This window comes from Rubellimicrobium sp. CFH 75288 (assembly GCF_009904055.1).
Taxonomy (GTDB): Bacteria; Pseudomonadota; Alphaproteobacteria; order Rhodobacterales; family Rhodobacteraceae; genus Rubellimicrobium.
The window spans coordinates 189,670-203,436 of record NZ_WYDP01000003.1 but is presented as its reverse complement, the minus strand read 5'-3'; the positions used below and the strand labels follow the sequence as shown (position 1 = coordinate 203,436).

The following is a 13,767-nucleotide window of genomic DNA, read 5'->3' as shown; positions in this document are numbered from 1 at the left end:
GGAGCCTAGGCCAAACCGCCCCGAGCCGCAATCGCGGCTTCCCGTGTCGGGAAAGGGGCTTGGCGGCCGTGCTTGATCTTGGGCAGAGGACTGCTAAGGAAACCGCGACCCCACAGGAGGACTCCCATGGACATCGCCGCCCTGCGCGAGGCCCACCCCGAGCACTGGCGGCTGGCCGCCGCGATCCGCGTCCTGACGCTCGATGCCGTGGCGGCGGCGAAGTCCGGGCATTCGGGGATGCCGATGGGCATGGCGGACATCGCCACCGTCCTGTTCGACCGCCACCTGAAGTTCGACCCCTCCGCCCCGTTCTGGCCGGACCGCGACCGCTTCGTGGTCTCGAACGGGCACGGCTCGATGCTGCTCTATGCGCTGCTGCACCTGACGGGCTATCCGGACATGCCGATGGAGGAGATCCGCGCCTTCCGGCAATGGGAGTCGCGCACGCCGGGCCATCCGGAGGTGCACCACACCGCCGGGGTGGAGACGACCACGGGCCCGCTGGGCCAGGGGCTGGCTAACGCGGTCGGCATGGCCATCGCCGAGGAGGCGCTGCGCGCGCGCTTCGGGCCCAAGGTGATGGACCACCGCACCTGGGTCTTTGCGGGCGACGGCTGCCTGATGGAGGGCATCAGCCAGGAGGCGATCAGCCTGGCGGGGATGCAGCGGCTGGGTCGGCTGATCGTGTTCTTCGACGACAACGGCATCACGATCGACGGCAAGGTGTCGCTGGCGGACGCGACCGACCAGGGGGCGCGGTTCGCCGCGTCGGGATGGCACGTCCAGGCGATCGACGGGCACGACCCGGACGCGATCGACGCCGCGATCCGTGCCGCCGTGGCGGACCCGCGCCCCTCGATGATCGCGTGCCGGACGCATATCGCGCTGGGCTCGGCCGCGCAGGACACGGCCAAGGGGCACGGGGCGCTGACCGACGCGCAGCTGATCGCGGACACGCGCGCGGCCTACGGCTGGGAGCATCCCCCCTTCGAGATCCCCGCCGACATCAAGGCCCGCTGGGAGGCGATGGGCGAGCGGGGACGGCAGGCGCGCGCCGAATGGGAGGCGCGGCTGGAGGCGCTGCCCGCCGCGCGCCGGCGCGAGTTCGAGCGCGTGGCCGCGGGCGAGCCGCCCGGCCGTCTGGCCGCGGCGATCGGACGGGTCAAGCAGGCCGCGATCGGGTCCAAGCCCGTGGCCACGCGCAAGTCCTCGGAGATCGTGCTCGAGGCGGTCAATGCGGTGATGCCCGAGACGATCGGCGGCTCGGCCGACCTGACGGGGTCCAACAACACCAAGACCGAGGGCATGGGCGTGTTCGCCCCCGACAACCGCAAGGGGCGCTACATCCACTGGGGCATCCGCGAGCACGGCATGGCCGCGGCGATGAACGGGATGGCGCTGCACGGGGGCGTCCTGCCCTACGGGGGCACGTTCCTGTGCTTCTCCGACTATGCGCGCCCCGCGATCCGGCTGTCGGCCCTGATGGGGGCCAAGGTGATCTACGTGATGACCCACGATTCGATCGGCCTGGGCGAGGACGGGCCGACCCACCAGCCGGTCGAGCATCTGGCGGCCCTGCGCGCCATCCCCGGCCTGCGGGTGATCCGGCCCGCCGACACCGTGGAGACGGCCGAGGCCTGGGAGATCGCGCTGGCGGCCAAGGGTCCGACTCTTCTGGCCCTGTCGCGGCAGAACCTGCCCCCCGTGCGCACGCGGCATGTGGCGCGGAACCTCTCGCTGCGGGGCGCCTACATCCTGGCCGAAGCGGAGGCCCGGCGGCAGGCGGTCCTGCTGGCGACGGGGTCGGAGGTGAGCGTGGCGCTGGCCGCGCGCGAGCGGCTCGAGGCCGAGGGGATCGGCACGCGCGTGGTGTCCATGCCCTGCATGGAACTCTTTGCCGAACAGGAGGAAGCCTATCGCCGCCGCGTGCTGGGGCCGGGCGCCGTCCGCGTGGCGGTGGAGGCCGCCGTGCGGCAGGGCTGGGACCGGTGGCTTCTGGGCGACGGGGGCCGCGAGGCGAAGGCCGGATTCGTCGGCATGACCCGCTTCGGCGCCTCGGCTCCCGACACCGTCCTGTTCGAGCGCTTCGGCATCACGCCGGAGGCGGTCGCCGCAGCGGTGCGTGCGCGGCTCTGACCGGGGCCGGGCTTGAGCGACCGTCTGGCCCTCGTGCTGGCGGCGGCGGTGGTCGCCGCCCTGCTCGTCGATCGCTGGCAGGGCTGGGGCCTCGGCCTCGCGCTGGCCCGGCAGGGAGCGCGGCTGGTCGAGTGGATGGCCTTCTGGCGCTGAGGGGCAGGGGCGGACGCGGTTGACGCGCCGCCCGAAATCGCCAAGTTGCGCCGCGACGGCGCAAGGGCGCCGGCAGCGCAGAGGAGGTCGGCCCATGGCAGTCAAGGTCGCGATCAACGGCTTCGGCCGGATCGGGCGCAACATCGTCCGCGCCATCATCGAGTCGGGGCGCACCGACATCGAGGTGGTCGCCATCAACGATCTGGGGCCGGTCGAGACCAACGCGCACCTGCTGCGCTACGACTCGGTGCACGGGCGCTTTCCGGGCACGGTGACGACGACGGAGGACACGATCGATGCCGGCCGCGGTCCCATGCGCGTGACCGCCGAGCGCGATCCTGCCGCCCTGCCCTGGTCGGACGTGGACGTGGCGCTGGAATGCACCGGGATCTTCACCGACGCGCAGAAGGCGGCCCTGCATCTGAAGAACGGCTCCAAGCGCGTCCTCATCTCCGCCCCCGCCTCGGGCGAGTGGAGCGCCGACCGCCCGCTCAAGACGATCGTCTACGGCGTCAACCACGACACGCTGGAGTCGGAGGATCACGTCGTCTCCAACGCCTCCTGCACAACCAACTGCCTCGCACCCGTGGCGGCCGTCCTGCACGAGGCGGTGGGGATCGAGCGCGGCTTCATGACGACGATCCACTCCTATACCGGCGACCAGCCCACGCTCGACACGCTGCACAAGGACCTCTACCGCGCCCGCGCGGCGGCGCTGTCGATGATCCCGACCTCGACCGGGGCGGCCAAGGCGGTGGGCAAGGTGCTGCCCGACCTCAACGGCAAGCTCGACGGGGTGGCGATCCGGGTGCCCACGCCCAACGTCTCGGTCGTGGACTTCAAGTTCGTCGCCGCGCGCGAGACCAGCCCCGAGGAGATCAACGCCGCCATCCGCGAGGCGGCCGAGGGGCGGCTGAAGGGCATCCTGGGCTACACGACCGAAAAGCTCGTCTCCTCGGACTTCAACCACGATCCCCATTCGTCCGTGTTCCACATGGACCAGACCAAGGTCATGGGGGGCACGCTGTGCCGCGTGCTGTCGTGGTACGACAACGAATGGGGCTTCTCGTGCCGGATGGCCGACACGGCCGTGGCGATGGGCAAGCTGATCTGACCGCCCGGGCGGGGCGCCGGCCTGCCGGCCCGGCGCCCCTGCGGCAGCCCTAGGAATCGGTTGCCTCCCCGGCCTCGGCCCCGGCCTCTCCGTTGTCGGCGGCCTCGGCCGATCCGGCGTCGTCGGCTGCAGCGGGGCCCAGATCCTCCACCCGCAGGGCGGCCTCGCCCAGCGCGTCATCGGCCTCGAGGAACACGACCGTGGCGCCGACCTGGACCATGCCGGCCAGTTCCTCGGCGTCGAAATTGGCCAGCCGCACGCAGCCCGAGGAGGCGGCATTGAACAGCCCCTCGGGCTCGGGCGTGCCGTGCAGGCCGTAGCCCGGCTCGGACAGCCCGATCCAGACCGAGCCCACGGGGCCGTTGGGGCCGGGGGGCAGGATCAGCACGTCCCCCTCGTTGCCGAAGGTCTCGGGGTTGTAGGTGTAGTCGGGGTCGAACACGACCACCTCGACGCTGTGCACGCCCGAAGGCGAGGGCGTCGTCTCGCTGCCGATGGTGACCGGGTAGTTGGCCACCATCTGCCCCATCGCGTCGAAGGCCGCCAGCCGGGAGAGGTCCTTGCGCACCTCGATCCGCGTCACCTCGGCCTCGGGGGCGGGGCCGCGGTCGATCACGGCGATCTCCTCGCCGGGGGCGAAGGAGGCGCCGGGATTCAGCGCCTCGAGAAAGCCCTCGGCCATGCCGAACCGCTCGGCCAGACGCTCGGTGACGCGGACATGGTTGAGATGGGGCATCGCGGCCTTGCCCTCCCAGTCGTCGGGAATCGCGTCGGCCAGGTCGGCATGGTCCGCGTCGGTGATCGTGTAGGTGGTGGTCAGGGGCTCGTCCGCGTGGATGGACAAGGCGGACCACACCGCCTCGTCCATGCGGCCGTCAACGGGCAGACCCTCCCGCTCCTCGAAGGCGGCGAGGGCCGTCTCGGACATGGGACCGCTGAACCCGTCCACGGGGCCGGGCGAGATGCCGGCCCGCGCCAGCAGGATCTGGACCCGGGCCGTCAGGGCGCTCTGCCCCTCCGGCAGGTCTCCGCTCTCCCAGCTTGCCTCCTCCAGGGCGTCGGGGCTGACCTGGGCCAGGGCAGGCGTGGCCGCCGCGAACAGGGCGGCAAGGGACAGAAGGACGGGGCGCATGGGAAACTCCGGCGGTTTTCTGCCGACCCAACGCGCCGAGGCGCCGGCGCGTTCGGCCTCTTCCCTGCCTGCCGTGGCGTCAGCCGGCCGCGAACCGGCGCGCGAGCGCCGCACGCACCTCGGGCGAGACGAAGCGCGACACGTCGCCCCCGAGGCGTGCGATCTCCTTGACGAGGCGCGAGGCGATGGCCTGGTGGCGCGCCTCGGCCATCAGGAACACCGTCTCGATGGAATCGTCCAGCGCGCGGTTCATGCCGACCATCTGGAACTCGTATTCGAAGTCGGCCACGGCGCGCAGGCCCCGCACGATCACGCCCGCGCCCACCTCGCGCGCGCAGTCGATCAGCAGGTTCTCGAACGGGTGCACGACGATCTCGGCCCCCGTGACGGCGGCCAGCGGGGCGATCTCGCCCTCGAGCAGCGCCACGCGCTCCTCAAGCGGAAAGAGCGGGCCCTTGTCGCGGTTGATCGCCACCCCGATCACGAGGCGGTCCACCAGGCGGCAGGCACGGCGAATGATGTCGGCATGGCCGAAGGTGACCGGGTCGAAGGTGCCCGGATAGAGGCCGATGCGCATTCAGAAGCCCTTGATCATGCCTTCGAGGGCATCCTTTTCCATCGCCAGTTCGCTCAGGCGGGCCTTGACCACGTCGCCGATGGAGACGAGGCCCACCATGCGGCCGTCGTCCATCACCGGCAGGTGGCGGAAGCGTCCCTCGGTCATCTGGCCCAGAACCGCGTCGGCCTGGTCGTCGCAGCCGCAGGTGACGACGCGGGCGGTCATCAGCTGCTCGACCCGCTCCTGCAGGCAGGCGGCGCCGCGCGTGCCCACCTCGCGGACGATGTCGCGCTCCGAGATCATGCCGATCGGGGTCGCGCCGTCGCGACTGACCACGAGGCAGCCGATCCGCCGCTCCGACAGCATCCGCGCCGCCTCGGCCACGGTGGCATCGGGACAGATCGTCAGGACGGTGTCCGAGCCCTTGGACTTCAGGATCTGCCGCACGAGCATGGCGCCCTCCCTTGTGGCTCACCCCTCCACGTCACGCCCGCGTGAGGCCTCTGTCAAGGCAACCTCGGCCTCGAGCCGCGCGATCTCGGCCCTGAGACCCTCCGTCAGGGCGGCGGCGATGCGGTTCATCCGCTCGGACCGCCGGTCCGCGTCGTGCCTCACGAGGAAATAGGCGCGGCGCAGGCTGACCCGGTCGGTCAGGATGCGGCCCAGTTCCGGCGCGAAGGGCAGCGCGAAGTCGTGGACCACCCCCACGCCCCCCTGCCGCAGCAGCATGAGCTGGACCGCGACCGCGTTGGAGGCAAGGGCGGGCGGCGGCAACCCTGCCTCGGGCCCGTAATCCAGCGCGCGGTCGAAGATCATGTCGGGGATGTAGCCCACCACGGGGCGGCCGCGCAGGTCCTCAGGGGTGCGGACGGGGGGCGCGTCGCGCCGCTGCGCGAGGTGGAGCCGGTATTCGGAGACCTTGCGCACGACGAGGCGCCCGCCGTCCGGCGGGGTCAGCGTGACGGCGAAATCCGCCTCGCGCCGCGACAGCGACACCATGCGCGGCAGGGCGAGGATCTGGATCTCGAGCCCCGGATTGACGGCGCGGAGGCGCGCGGCCACCTGCGGCAGAAGGAAGTTGGCGCAGCCGTCGGGCGCCCCGATCCGCACCTGCCCCGACAGGCCCCCTGCCCCGCCGCGCCCCGCCTCGGCCGCCAGGCGCGCGGCCTCCTCGGCGGCTTCGGCATGGGGCAGCAGGCGCGCGCCCGCCTCGGTCAGGGCATAGCCGCCGGGACCCTTGAGAAACAGCGCGAGGCCCAGCGCCTGCTCGAGCCGGGCCACGCGGCGCCCCACCGTGGCGGGGTCCATCCGCAGACCCGGCGCCGCGGCCGACAGACCCCCCGTCCGCGCCACGCCGAGGAACACGCGCAGGTCGTCCCAGTCCATTCCCTTGCATCCCTGCAAGATCGCTTTGGCATCATGCCGCTTGGAGCCGCGCCCGTGCAACGCTAGAGCGGCCGCATGGCCGGAAGGGAGGATGCGATGACGGAGATCGGGCACCATATCGGAGGCGAGCGCGTCGAGGGCCGCTCGGGCCGCTTCGGGGACGTGTTCAACCCCGCCACGGGCGAGGTGCAGGCGCGCGTCGCGCTCGCGGGCCGCGACGAGGTGGACCGCGCCGTGCAGGTGGCGGCGGCCGCGCAGCCGAAATGGGCCGCCGTCAACCCCCAGCGCCGCGCGCGGGTGATGATGCGCATGGTCGAGCTGCTCCACCGCGACATGGAGGCGCTCTCGGAGGCGCTCTCCCGCGAGCACGGCAAGACGCTGCCCGACGCCGCGGGCGACATCCAGCGGGGGCTGGAGGTGGTCGAGTTCTGCATCGGCGCGCCGCACCTGCTCAAGGGCGAGTTCACGGACGGCGCGGGCCCCGGCATCGACATGTATTCGATGCGCCAGCCGCTGGGGGTATCCGCGGGGATCACGCCCTTCAACTTCCCGGCCATGATCCCGATGTGGATGTTCGCCCCCGCCATCGCCTGCGGCAACGCCTTCATCCTCAAGCCCAGCGAGCGCGCGCCGACCGTGCCGCTGATGCTGGCCGCGCTGATGGAGGAGGCGGGGCTGCCGCCCGGCATCCTGCAGGTCGTCAACGGCGACAAGGAGGCGGTGGATGCGATCCTCGAGCATCCGGGCATCGCCTCGGTGGGGTTCGTGGGCTCCACCCCGATCGCGGCCTACATCTACGAGCGCGGCGCCGCGCACGGCAAGCGCGTGCAGGCCTTCGGCGGGGCCAAGAACCACATGATCGTCATGCCCGACGCCGACCTGGACCAGGCGGCCGACGCGCTGGTGGGGGCGGGCTACGGCGCCGCGGGCGAGCGGTGCATGGCCATCTCGGTCGCCGTTCCCGTGGGCGAGGAGACGGCCGACCGGCTGATCGGGAAGCTGGTCCCGCGCATCGAGAAGCTGAAGGTCGGCCCCTACACGGCCGGGCGGGACGTGGATTACGGCCCCGTCATCACCGCCGCGGCCCGCGAGAACATCCTGCGCCTCGTGGAATCGGGCCTGCGCGAGGGGGCCGAGCTGGTCGTGGACGGGCGCGACTTCCGGCTGCAGGGCTACGAGAACGGGTTCTTTGTCGGGCCGCACCTGTTCGACCGCGTCACCCGCGACATGGAGATCTACCGCAAGGAGATCTTCGGACCCGTCCTCAGCACCGTGCGTGCGGGGTCCTACGAGGAGGCGCTGGCGCTGGCCACCGACCACGAATACGGCAACGGCACCGCGATCTTCACCCGCGACGGCGACACGGCCCGCGACTTCGCGGCGCGGGTCCAGGTGGGAATGGTGGGGATCAACGTGCCCATCCCGGTGCCGCTGGCCTATCACACCTTCGGCGGGTGGAAGCGGTCGGCCTTCGGCGACCTCAACCAGCACGGGCCCGATTCCTTCCGCTTCTACACCCGCACCAAGACCGTGACAGCGCGCTGGCCCTCTGGCATCAAGGAAGGAGCAGCCTTCAACTTCCGCCAGATGGAGTGACGTGCCCCTCGCCTTCCGCATCCTGCCGGCCGCGCGCCTCATCCATGTGCGCTACTGGGGCGTGGCCGGCATCGATGAGACGGCGCGGGGGCTGCGCATCTGCCTCGGCCATCCCGAGTTCCGGCCCGGCCTGCGGCATCTCGTGGACCTGCGGGCGGTGACGGGCTACGAACGCAACTATGCGGCCTTTCTGCGCATGCAGGCCGAACTGTCCGGTCCGCTCATCGAAGGGGCAGAGGAGACGATCATGGTCATGGTCGCCGAGTCGCCCCCCGCCCGGGCGATGGCGGGGCTCGTCATGCGCTCCTGGGACGGGGTGCTGGGCGCCGTCATCCGCCTGCAGGACGGCATCGCCGGCGCGCTCGAGATCCTGGGGCTGCCGCCCGACGCGCTGGAGTCGACCACCCCGTGGATCGAGCCGCAGGGCGCGGCGGGCTGATCCGCCGCCCTGCGCCGCCCGTAGCCCTCCGAGACGGCCCCGGATCGGAGCGCCCATGACCATCCAAGCCGCCGGAGCCCCCGTCCGGCTCCTCAGCCTGGCCACCGCGCTGCCGCCCCACCGGCTTCTCCAGGCGGATGTCGCGCGCGAGGCGGCGCGGATGTGGGGCGACCGGATCGAGGATTGGGGGCGGCTGTCGGCGATCTTCGCCTCGGCCGGGATCGACCGGCGCCACTCGGTCGTGCCGCTCGAATGGTTCCTCCGGCCGCGCGGCTGGCCGGACCGGACGGCCGCCTATCTCAACGGGGCGGACGCGCTGTTCGTGGAGGCGGCAGGCCGCGCGCTGGACCGCGCCGGGCTGCGTGCGGCCGATGTGGGCACGGTCGTCACCGTCTCCTCCACCGGGATCGCCACACCGTCCATCGAGGCGCGCGTCGCCGAGCGGATGGGGTTCGGCCCCCATGTCCACCGCGTCCCCGTCTTCGGCCTGGGCTGCGCGGGCGGGATCACGGGGCTGGGGCTCGCCGCGCGGCTCGCGCGGGGGGAGCCGGAGCATGTCGTGCTGATGGTCACGATCGAGCTGTGCACCCTCTCCTTCCGGCTCGAGGACACGTCCAAGGCCAACCTGGTGGCCACCGCGCTGTTCGGCGACGGGGCGGCGGCCTGCGTGCTGCGCGCGGGCGAGGGGGGCGTCGCCGAGGTCGAGGCCGCGGCCGAGCATCGCTGGCCCGACACGCTGGGCATCATGGGCTGGGACGTGACCGAGACGGGCCTGGGCGTGATCTTCGACCGCGCCATCCCCCCCTTCGCCGAGGAGCGGCTGGGCGCGGCGATGGACGCGCTCCTGGGCCGGGCGGGCCTCTCGCGGGCGGAGATCGACCGCTTCACCTGTCATCCGGGCGGCGCCAAGGTCGTCGCCGCGCTCGAGCGCGCGCTGGGGCTGCCGCAGGGCAGCCTCGACCACGAGCGGGCGGTGCTGCGCGAATGCGGCAACATGTCGGCGCCCACTGCGCTCTTCGTGCTCGAGCGCGCGGGCTTCGGGTCGGGGCGGCAGGCGGTCACCGCGCTCGGCCCCGGCTTCACCGCCTCGACCGCGATCCTGCGCGCGGCATGAGCATCGCCGTCCTCGTCCTCGCGCTGGTGACGCTGCAACGGCTGGGCGAGCTGGTCCTGGCGCAGGCCAACACACGCGCGCTGCTGGCACGGGGGGCCTACGAGGTGGCGCCGGGCCATTATCCCCTGATCGTCGCCGTCCATGCGGGCTGGCTGGTCGCGCTGTGGCTCCTCGCGCCCGGCCAGCCCGTCATGTGGTTCTGGCTGGGGCTGTTCGTCGTCCTTCAGGCCCTGCGCATCTGGGTGATCGCCACGCTGGGGCGGCGCTGGACGACGCGGATCATCGTCCTGCCCGGCGCCCCGCTGGTCACGGGGGGGCCGTTCCGCTGGCTGCGCCACCCGAACTATGCCGTGGTCGCGGCCGAGATCGCCGTCCTGCCGCTGGCCTTCGGCCTCGTCTGGGTGGCGATGCTGTTCAGCCTGCTCAACGCGCTGGTGCTGGCCGTGCGCATCCGGGCCGAGGACGCGGCCCTGCGCGGGGGCTGAGCCCTATTCCGCCGCCACCCGCCGCCGCGCGAGCAGCGGCCCCAGATAGCGGCCCGTATGGCTGTCGGGATGGGCGGCCACGTCCTCGGGCGTGCCTTCGGCCACGATCAGGCCGCCGCCGTCGCCCCCCTCGGGCCCGATGTCGATGATCCAGTCGGCGGTCTTGATCACGTCGAGGTTGTGCTCGATCACCACCACGGTGTTGCCCTGATCCACCAGCTCGTGCAGCACCTCGAGCAGCTTGCGCACGTCCTCGAAGTGCAGGCCCGTCGTCGGCTCGTCGAGGATGTAGAGCGTGCGGCCCGTCGAGCGGCGCGAGAGTTCCTTGGCGAGCTTCACCCGCTGCGCCTCGCCGCCCGAGAGGGTGGTGGCCTGCTGGCCCACGCGGACATAGCCCAGCCCCACGCGCACCAGCGCGTCCATCTTCTCGCGGATGGCGGGAACGGCGCGGAAGAAGTCCTGCGCCTCCTCCACGGTCATGTCGAGCACGTCGGCGATGCTGCGGCCCTTGTGCAGCACCTCGAGCGTCTCGCGGTTGTAGCGGCGGCCCTTGCAGGTCTCGCAGGTGACATAGACGTCCGGCAGGAAGTGCATCTCGATCCTGATGACGCCGTCGCCCTGGCAGGCCTCGCAGCGGCCGCCCTTGACGTTGAAGCTGAAGCGGCCGGGCTTGTAGCCGCGCGCCTGCGCCTCGGGCAGGCCCGCGAACCAGTCGCGGATGGGGGTAAAGGCGCCGACATAGGTCGCGGGGTTCGAGCGCGGCGTGCGCCCGATCGGGCGCTGGTCGATGTCGATGACCTTGTCGAGATGCCCGAATCCCTCGATCGTGTCGCAGGGGGCCGGCGTCTCGCGCGCGCCGTTCAGCGTCAGGGCCGCGTTCTTGTAGAGCGTCTCGATCGTCAGCGTGGACTTGCCCCCGCCCGACACCCCGGTGACGCAGACGAAGCGGCCCAGCGGAAACTCCACCGTCACGCCGCGCAGGTTGTTGCCCGTGGCGTTGACCACCCGCAGCGCCTTGCCGTTGCCCGGCCGGCGCCGGGCCGGCACCGGGATCTCGCGCCGCCCGGCGAGGTAGTCTCCGGTCAGCGAGGCGGGGTTGGCCTCGATCTCGGCCGGGGTGCCTTGCGCGACCACGCGCCCGCCATGGACGCCCGCGCCGGGGCCGATGTCGAAGACGTAGTCGGCCGTGCGGATGGCGTCCTCGTCGTGCTCGACCACGATTACCGTGTTGCCCGCGTCGCGCAGCCGCCGCAGCGTCTCGAGCAGGCGGTCGTTGTCGCGCTGGTGCAGCCCGATCGAGGGCTCGTCCAGAACGTAGAGCACGCCCGTGAGCCCCGACCCGATCTGCGAGGCGAGCCGGATGCGCTGGCTCTCGCCGCCGGAGAGGGTGCCGGCGTTGCGGCTCAGCGTCAGGTAGTCGAGGCCCACATTGTTCAGAAATCCCAGCCGCTCGCGGATCTCCTTGAGGATGGGGCGCGCGATCTCGTTCTTCTGGGCCGAGAGCGCCGCCGGCACCGTCTCGGCCCAGGCCAGCGCCTGCCGGATCGACAGGCGCACCACCTCGCCCACATGGAGGCCGCCGATCCGGACCGCCAGCGCCTCGGGCTTGAGGCGGAAGCCGCCGCAGGCGCCGCAGGGCCGCTCGTTGCGATACTGGTCCAGGTCCTCGCGCACGAGGGCCGAATCGGTCTCGCGCCAGCGCCGCTCGAGATTGGGGATCACCCCCTCGAAGGGGCGGCGGACCTGATAGACGCGCCCCCCCTCGTCGTAGCGGAAGGCGATCTCCTCGCCGCCCGATCCGTGCAGCAGCACCTCGCGCGCGCGCTCGGGGATGTCCTTCCAACGCGCCGTCTTGTCGAAGGCGTAGTGGCGGGCCAGCGCCTCGATCGTCTGGGTGACATAAGGAGACTTGGACCGCGCCCAGGGGGCGATGGCGCCCGCGTTCAGCTTGCGCGTGACATCGGGAACGACCAGCCGTTCGTCGAAGACCATCTCCGATCCCAGGCCGTCGCAGGCCGGGCAGGCGCCGTAGGGCGCGTTGAAGCTGAACAGCCGCGGCTCGATCTCGGCGATGGTGAAGCCCGAGACCGGGCAGGCGAACTTCTCGCTGAAGGTGATCCGCTCGCCCTCGCCCTCGGCCGGCGCGGTCTCGAGCACCGCAATCCCGTCGGCGAGGTCGAGCGCCGTGCGGAAGCTGTCGGCCAGCCGCGTCTCGAGGCCGGGGCGCACCACGATGCGATCCACCACCACGTCGATGTCGTGGCGCAGCTTCTTGTCGAGCGCGGGCGCCTCCTCGATCTCGTGGAAGGACCCGTCGATCTTGACCCGCTGGAAGCCCTGCTTGCGCAGCTCCAGCAGCTCCTTGCGGTATTCGCCCTTGCGGTCGCGCACGATGGGGGCGAGCAGGTAGCCGCGGGTCCCCTCTGGCATGGCCATGACGCGGTCCACCATGTCCTGCACCTGCTGCGCCTCGATGGGCAGGCCGGTGGCGGGCGAATGAGGGGTCCCTGCCCGCGCGAACAGAAGGCGCAGGTAGTCGTAGATCTCCGTCACCGTCCCGACGGTCGAGCGGGGGTTCTTCGAGGTCGTCTTCTGCTCGATGGAGATCGCGGGCGACAGGCCCGAGATGTGGTCCACATCGGGCTTTTCCATCATGTCGAGGAACTGGCGCGCATAGGCCGAGAGCGACTCGACATAGCGGCGCTGCCCCTCGGCATAGATCGTGTCGAAGGCGAGGCTCGACTTGCCCGACCCCGACAGGCCGGTGACCACCACCAGCTTGTCCCGGGGGATGTCCAGATCGACGTTCTTGAGGTTGTGCTCGCGCGCGCCGCGCACCTCGATGAACTTCTGCTCGGGCATGAGGAGGCTCCGGGAGGAACGGCGGGAGGGAGGGGGCCGCGACTGCTTAGCCGAAACGCGTCCGGGGGGAAAGGGGATCACCGAACGGAAGGGGAACGCGGCGGTCCTCCGCCCGCACCGCTCAGGGTGCGTAGTTGACCAGGAAGGTGCCGACGCCGACGATCACGCTGATCATGGTCACGAACGCGCCCAGCACCACGATCAGGCCCTGATAGCCGGGCAGCATCGCCACCCGGCCCTTGAGTTCGGCCACGTCGCCGCGCAGGGCGCGGATGTCGCCCTTGATCTCGGCCATGTCGGCCTCGAGCCGACGGACGCGCTCCTCCAGCACGCCCGAGCCGTCGCCCCCCGCGGGGCCGTCGCCGTCGCGTCTGCGGAAGTCGATGACGGGTCCGCTCATGCGGACAGGAGCCAGTCCACGAAGGGCCGCATCGAATAGGTCATCTGGTAGCCGCAATTGTCGCATTCCTGCGTCATCGTCTGCATCCGCAGCACGTCCGCAGGGGTGGGGGGGCCCATCGACTGGCCATCCTCGGATTCGTCCGCGCCCACCTGTCCGGGCGCTCCGCAGCGGGGGCAGGGCCGCATGACCCCGATCCCCTTCTCGCGGCAGAAGCGGTTCCAGTCCCCAAGCGTCGGGCTGACCATCGCTCGCTGGGCGGGATGCGCGTTCATGGAGGGGAAGATGACGACGCGGTGGGACATTTCAAGCCTGATCGGGGCCGAGTCGGCCCGTTCTACCGGAAGGAGAATAATGTTCATGTTTCGTTCTGGCCAGTGCTCTGCCCCGA

14 protein-coding genes are annotated in these 13,767 nt (G+C 71.6%); 7 read left to right on the top strand and 7 right to left on the bottom strand.

The window, feature by feature from the left end; translation table 11 throughout:
* The first annotated feature begins 126 nt into the window (after positions 1-126).
* From tkt to gap, 3 genes are all read left to right on the top strand, one after another.
* Positions 127-2,136 (top strand): transketolase, encoded by a 2,010-nt coding sequence (tkt, locus tag GT358_RS04270; protein ID WP_166581344.1) that lies wholly within the window; start codon positions 127-129, stop codon positions 2,134-2,136.
* A gap of 12 nt (positions 2,137-2,148) precedes the next feature.
* Positions 2,149-2,289 (top strand): hypothetical protein, encoded by a 141-nt coding sequence (locus GT358_RS04265; protein ID WP_166581343.1) that lies wholly within the window; start codon positions 2,149-2,151, stop codon positions 2,287-2,289.
* 94 nt (positions 2,290-2,383) lie between these two features.
* Positions 2,384-3,403 carry a type I glyceraldehyde-3-phosphate dehydrogenase gene (gene gap / locus GT358_RS04260; RefSeq protein WP_166581342.1) on the top strand — a complete coding sequence of 340 codons (1,020 nt, stop codon included), beginning with the start codon at positions 2,384-2,386 and terminating at the stop codon, positions 3,401-3,403.
* Positions 3,404-3,452: 49 nt separating this feature from the next.
* Here the strand turns inward: gap and GT358_RS04255 are convergent, their stop codons facing one another.
* The 4 genes from GT358_RS04255 to GT358_RS04240 all read right to left on the bottom strand — a co-directional run bounded on the left by GT358_RS04255 (position 3,453) and on the right by GT358_RS04240 (position 6,480).
* A complete protein-coding gene (locus tag GT358_RS04255) occupies positions 3,453-4,535 on the bottom strand; it encodes a L,D-transpeptidase (RefSeq protein WP_166581341.1) in 1,083 nt (360 codons plus the stop codon).
* A 79-nt stretch (positions 4,536-4,614) separates the two neighbouring features.
* A complete protein-coding gene (gene coaD / locus GT358_RS04250; protein WP_166581340.1) occupies positions 4,615-5,112 on the bottom strand; it encodes a pantetheine-phosphate adenylyltransferase in 498 nt (165 codons plus the stop codon).
* Positions 5,113-5,547, bottom strand: coding sequence for a CBS domain-containing protein (locus GT358_RS04245; RefSeq protein WP_166581339.1), 435 nt, complete (start codon positions 5,545-5,547; stop codon positions 5,113-5,115). It abuts the gene before it with no gap.
* Between the two features lie 18 nt (positions 5,548-5,565).
* Positions 5,566-6,480 carry a LysR family transcriptional regulator gene (locus tag GT358_RS04240; RefSeq protein WP_166581338.1) on the bottom strand — a complete coding sequence of 305 codons (915 nt, stop codon included), beginning with the start codon at positions 6,478-6,480 and terminating at the stop codon, positions 5,566-5,568.
* Positions 6,481-6,576: 96 nt separating this feature from the next.
* Between GT358_RS04240 and GT358_RS04235 the strand changes: the two genes are divergently transcribed.
* The 4 genes from GT358_RS04235 to GT358_RS04220 are packed head-to-tail and all read left to right on the top strand — an operon-like array spanning position 6,577 to position 10,114.
* Positions 6,577-8,076, top strand: coding sequence for a CoA-acylating methylmalonate-semialdehyde dehydrogenase (locus GT358_RS04235; RefSeq protein WP_166581337.1), 1,500 nt, complete (start codon positions 6,577-6,579; stop codon positions 8,074-8,076).
* Position 8,077: 1 nt separating this feature from the next.
* Positions 8,078-8,515, top strand: a complete 438-nt coding sequence (locus GT358_RS04230; protein WP_166581336.1) for a hypothetical protein — start codon at positions 8,078-8,080, stop codon at positions 8,513-8,515.
* Positions 8,516-8,570: 55 nt separating this feature from the next.
* Positions 8,571-9,629: a type III polyketide synthase gene (locus tag GT358_RS04225; RefSeq protein WP_166581335.1), complete on the top strand. Its 1,059-nt coding sequence runs from the start codon at positions 8,571-8,573 to the stop codon at positions 9,627-9,629.
* The gene (locus GT358_RS04220; RefSeq protein ID WP_166581334.1) at positions 9,626-10,114 is read left to right on the top strand and encodes an isoprenylcysteine carboxyl methyltransferase family protein; all 489 of its coding nucleotides are present in this window, start codon (positions 9,626-9,628) and stop codon (positions 10,112-10,114) included. Before GT358_RS04225 ends, GT358_RS04220 begins: the two co-directional genes overlap by 4 nt.
* A gap of 3 nt (positions 10,115-10,117) precedes the next feature.
* Here GT358_RS04220 and uvrA read toward each other — a convergent pair whose 3' ends face one another.
* The 3 genes from uvrA to GT358_RS04205 form a co-directional block, all read right to left on the bottom strand.
* Positions 10,118-12,976, bottom strand: coding sequence for an excinuclease ABC subunit UvrA (uvrA, locus tag GT358_RS04215; protein ID WP_166581333.1), 2,859 nt, complete (start codon positions 12,974-12,976; stop codon positions 10,118-10,120).
* 121 nt (positions 12,977-13,097) lie between these two features.
* Positions 13,098-13,376: a hypothetical protein gene (locus GT358_RS04210; RefSeq protein WP_166581332.1), complete on the bottom strand. Its 279-nt coding sequence runs from the start codon at positions 13,374-13,376 to the stop codon at positions 13,098-13,100.
* Entirely contained in the window at positions 13,373-13,738 is a 366-nt protein-coding gene (locus tag GT358_RS04205; RefSeq protein ID WP_166581331.1) for a hypothetical protein, read from the bottom strand. Before GT358_RS04205 ends, GT358_RS04210 begins: the two co-directional genes overlap by 4 nt.
* Between the last annotated feature and the right edge of the window lie 29 nt (positions 13,739-13,767).

Excerpts from the sequence above, each read along its gene's own strand:
- tkt (WP_166581344.1), top strand. The coding sequence starts at position 127 with ATGGACATCGCCGCCCTGCGCGAGGCCCACCCCGAGCACTGGCGGCTG.
- gap (WP_166581342.1), top strand. The coding sequence starts at position 2,384 with ATGGCAGTCAAGGTCGCGATCAACGGCTTCGGCCGGATCGGGCGCAAC.
- GT358_RS04255 (WP_166581341.1), bottom strand. The coding sequence starts at position 4,535 with ATGCGCCCCGTCCTTCTGTCCCTTGCCGCCCTGTTCGCGGCGGCCACG.
- coaD (WP_166581340.1), bottom strand. The coding sequence starts at position 5,112 with ATGCGCATCGGCCTCTATCCGGGCACCTTCGACCCGGTCACCTTCGGC.
- GT358_RS04245 (WP_166581339.1), bottom strand. The coding sequence starts at position 5,547 with ATGCTCGTGCGGCAGATCCTGAAGTCCAAGGGCTCGGACACCGTCCTG.
- GT358_RS04240 (WP_166581338.1), bottom strand. The coding sequence starts at position 6,480 with ATGGACTGGGACGACCTGCGCGTGTTCCTCGGCGTGGCGCGGACGGGG.
- GT358_RS04235 (WP_166581337.1), top strand. The coding sequence starts at position 6,577 with ATGACGGAGATCGGGCACCATATCGGAGGCGAGCGCGTCGAGGGCCGC.
- GT358_RS04225 (WP_166581335.1), top strand. The coding sequence starts at position 8,571 with ATGACCATCCAAGCCGCCGGAGCCCCCGTCCGGCTCCTCAGCCTGGCC.
- GT358_RS04220 (WP_166581334.1), top strand. The coding sequence starts at position 9,626 with ATGAGCATCGCCGTCCTCGTCCTCGCGCTGGTGACGCTGCAACGGCTG.
- uvrA (WP_166581333.1), bottom strand. The coding sequence starts at position 12,976 with ATGCCCGAGCAGAAGTTCATCGAGGTGCGCGGCGCGCGCGAGCACAAC.
- GT358_RS04210 (WP_166581332.1), bottom strand. The coding sequence starts at position 13,376 with ATGAGCGGACCCGTCATCGACTTCCGCAGACGCGACGGCGACGGCCCC.
- GT358_RS04205 (WP_166581331.1), bottom strand. The coding sequence starts at position 13,738 with ATGAACATTATTCTCCTTCCGGTAGAACGGGCCGACTCGGCCCCGATC.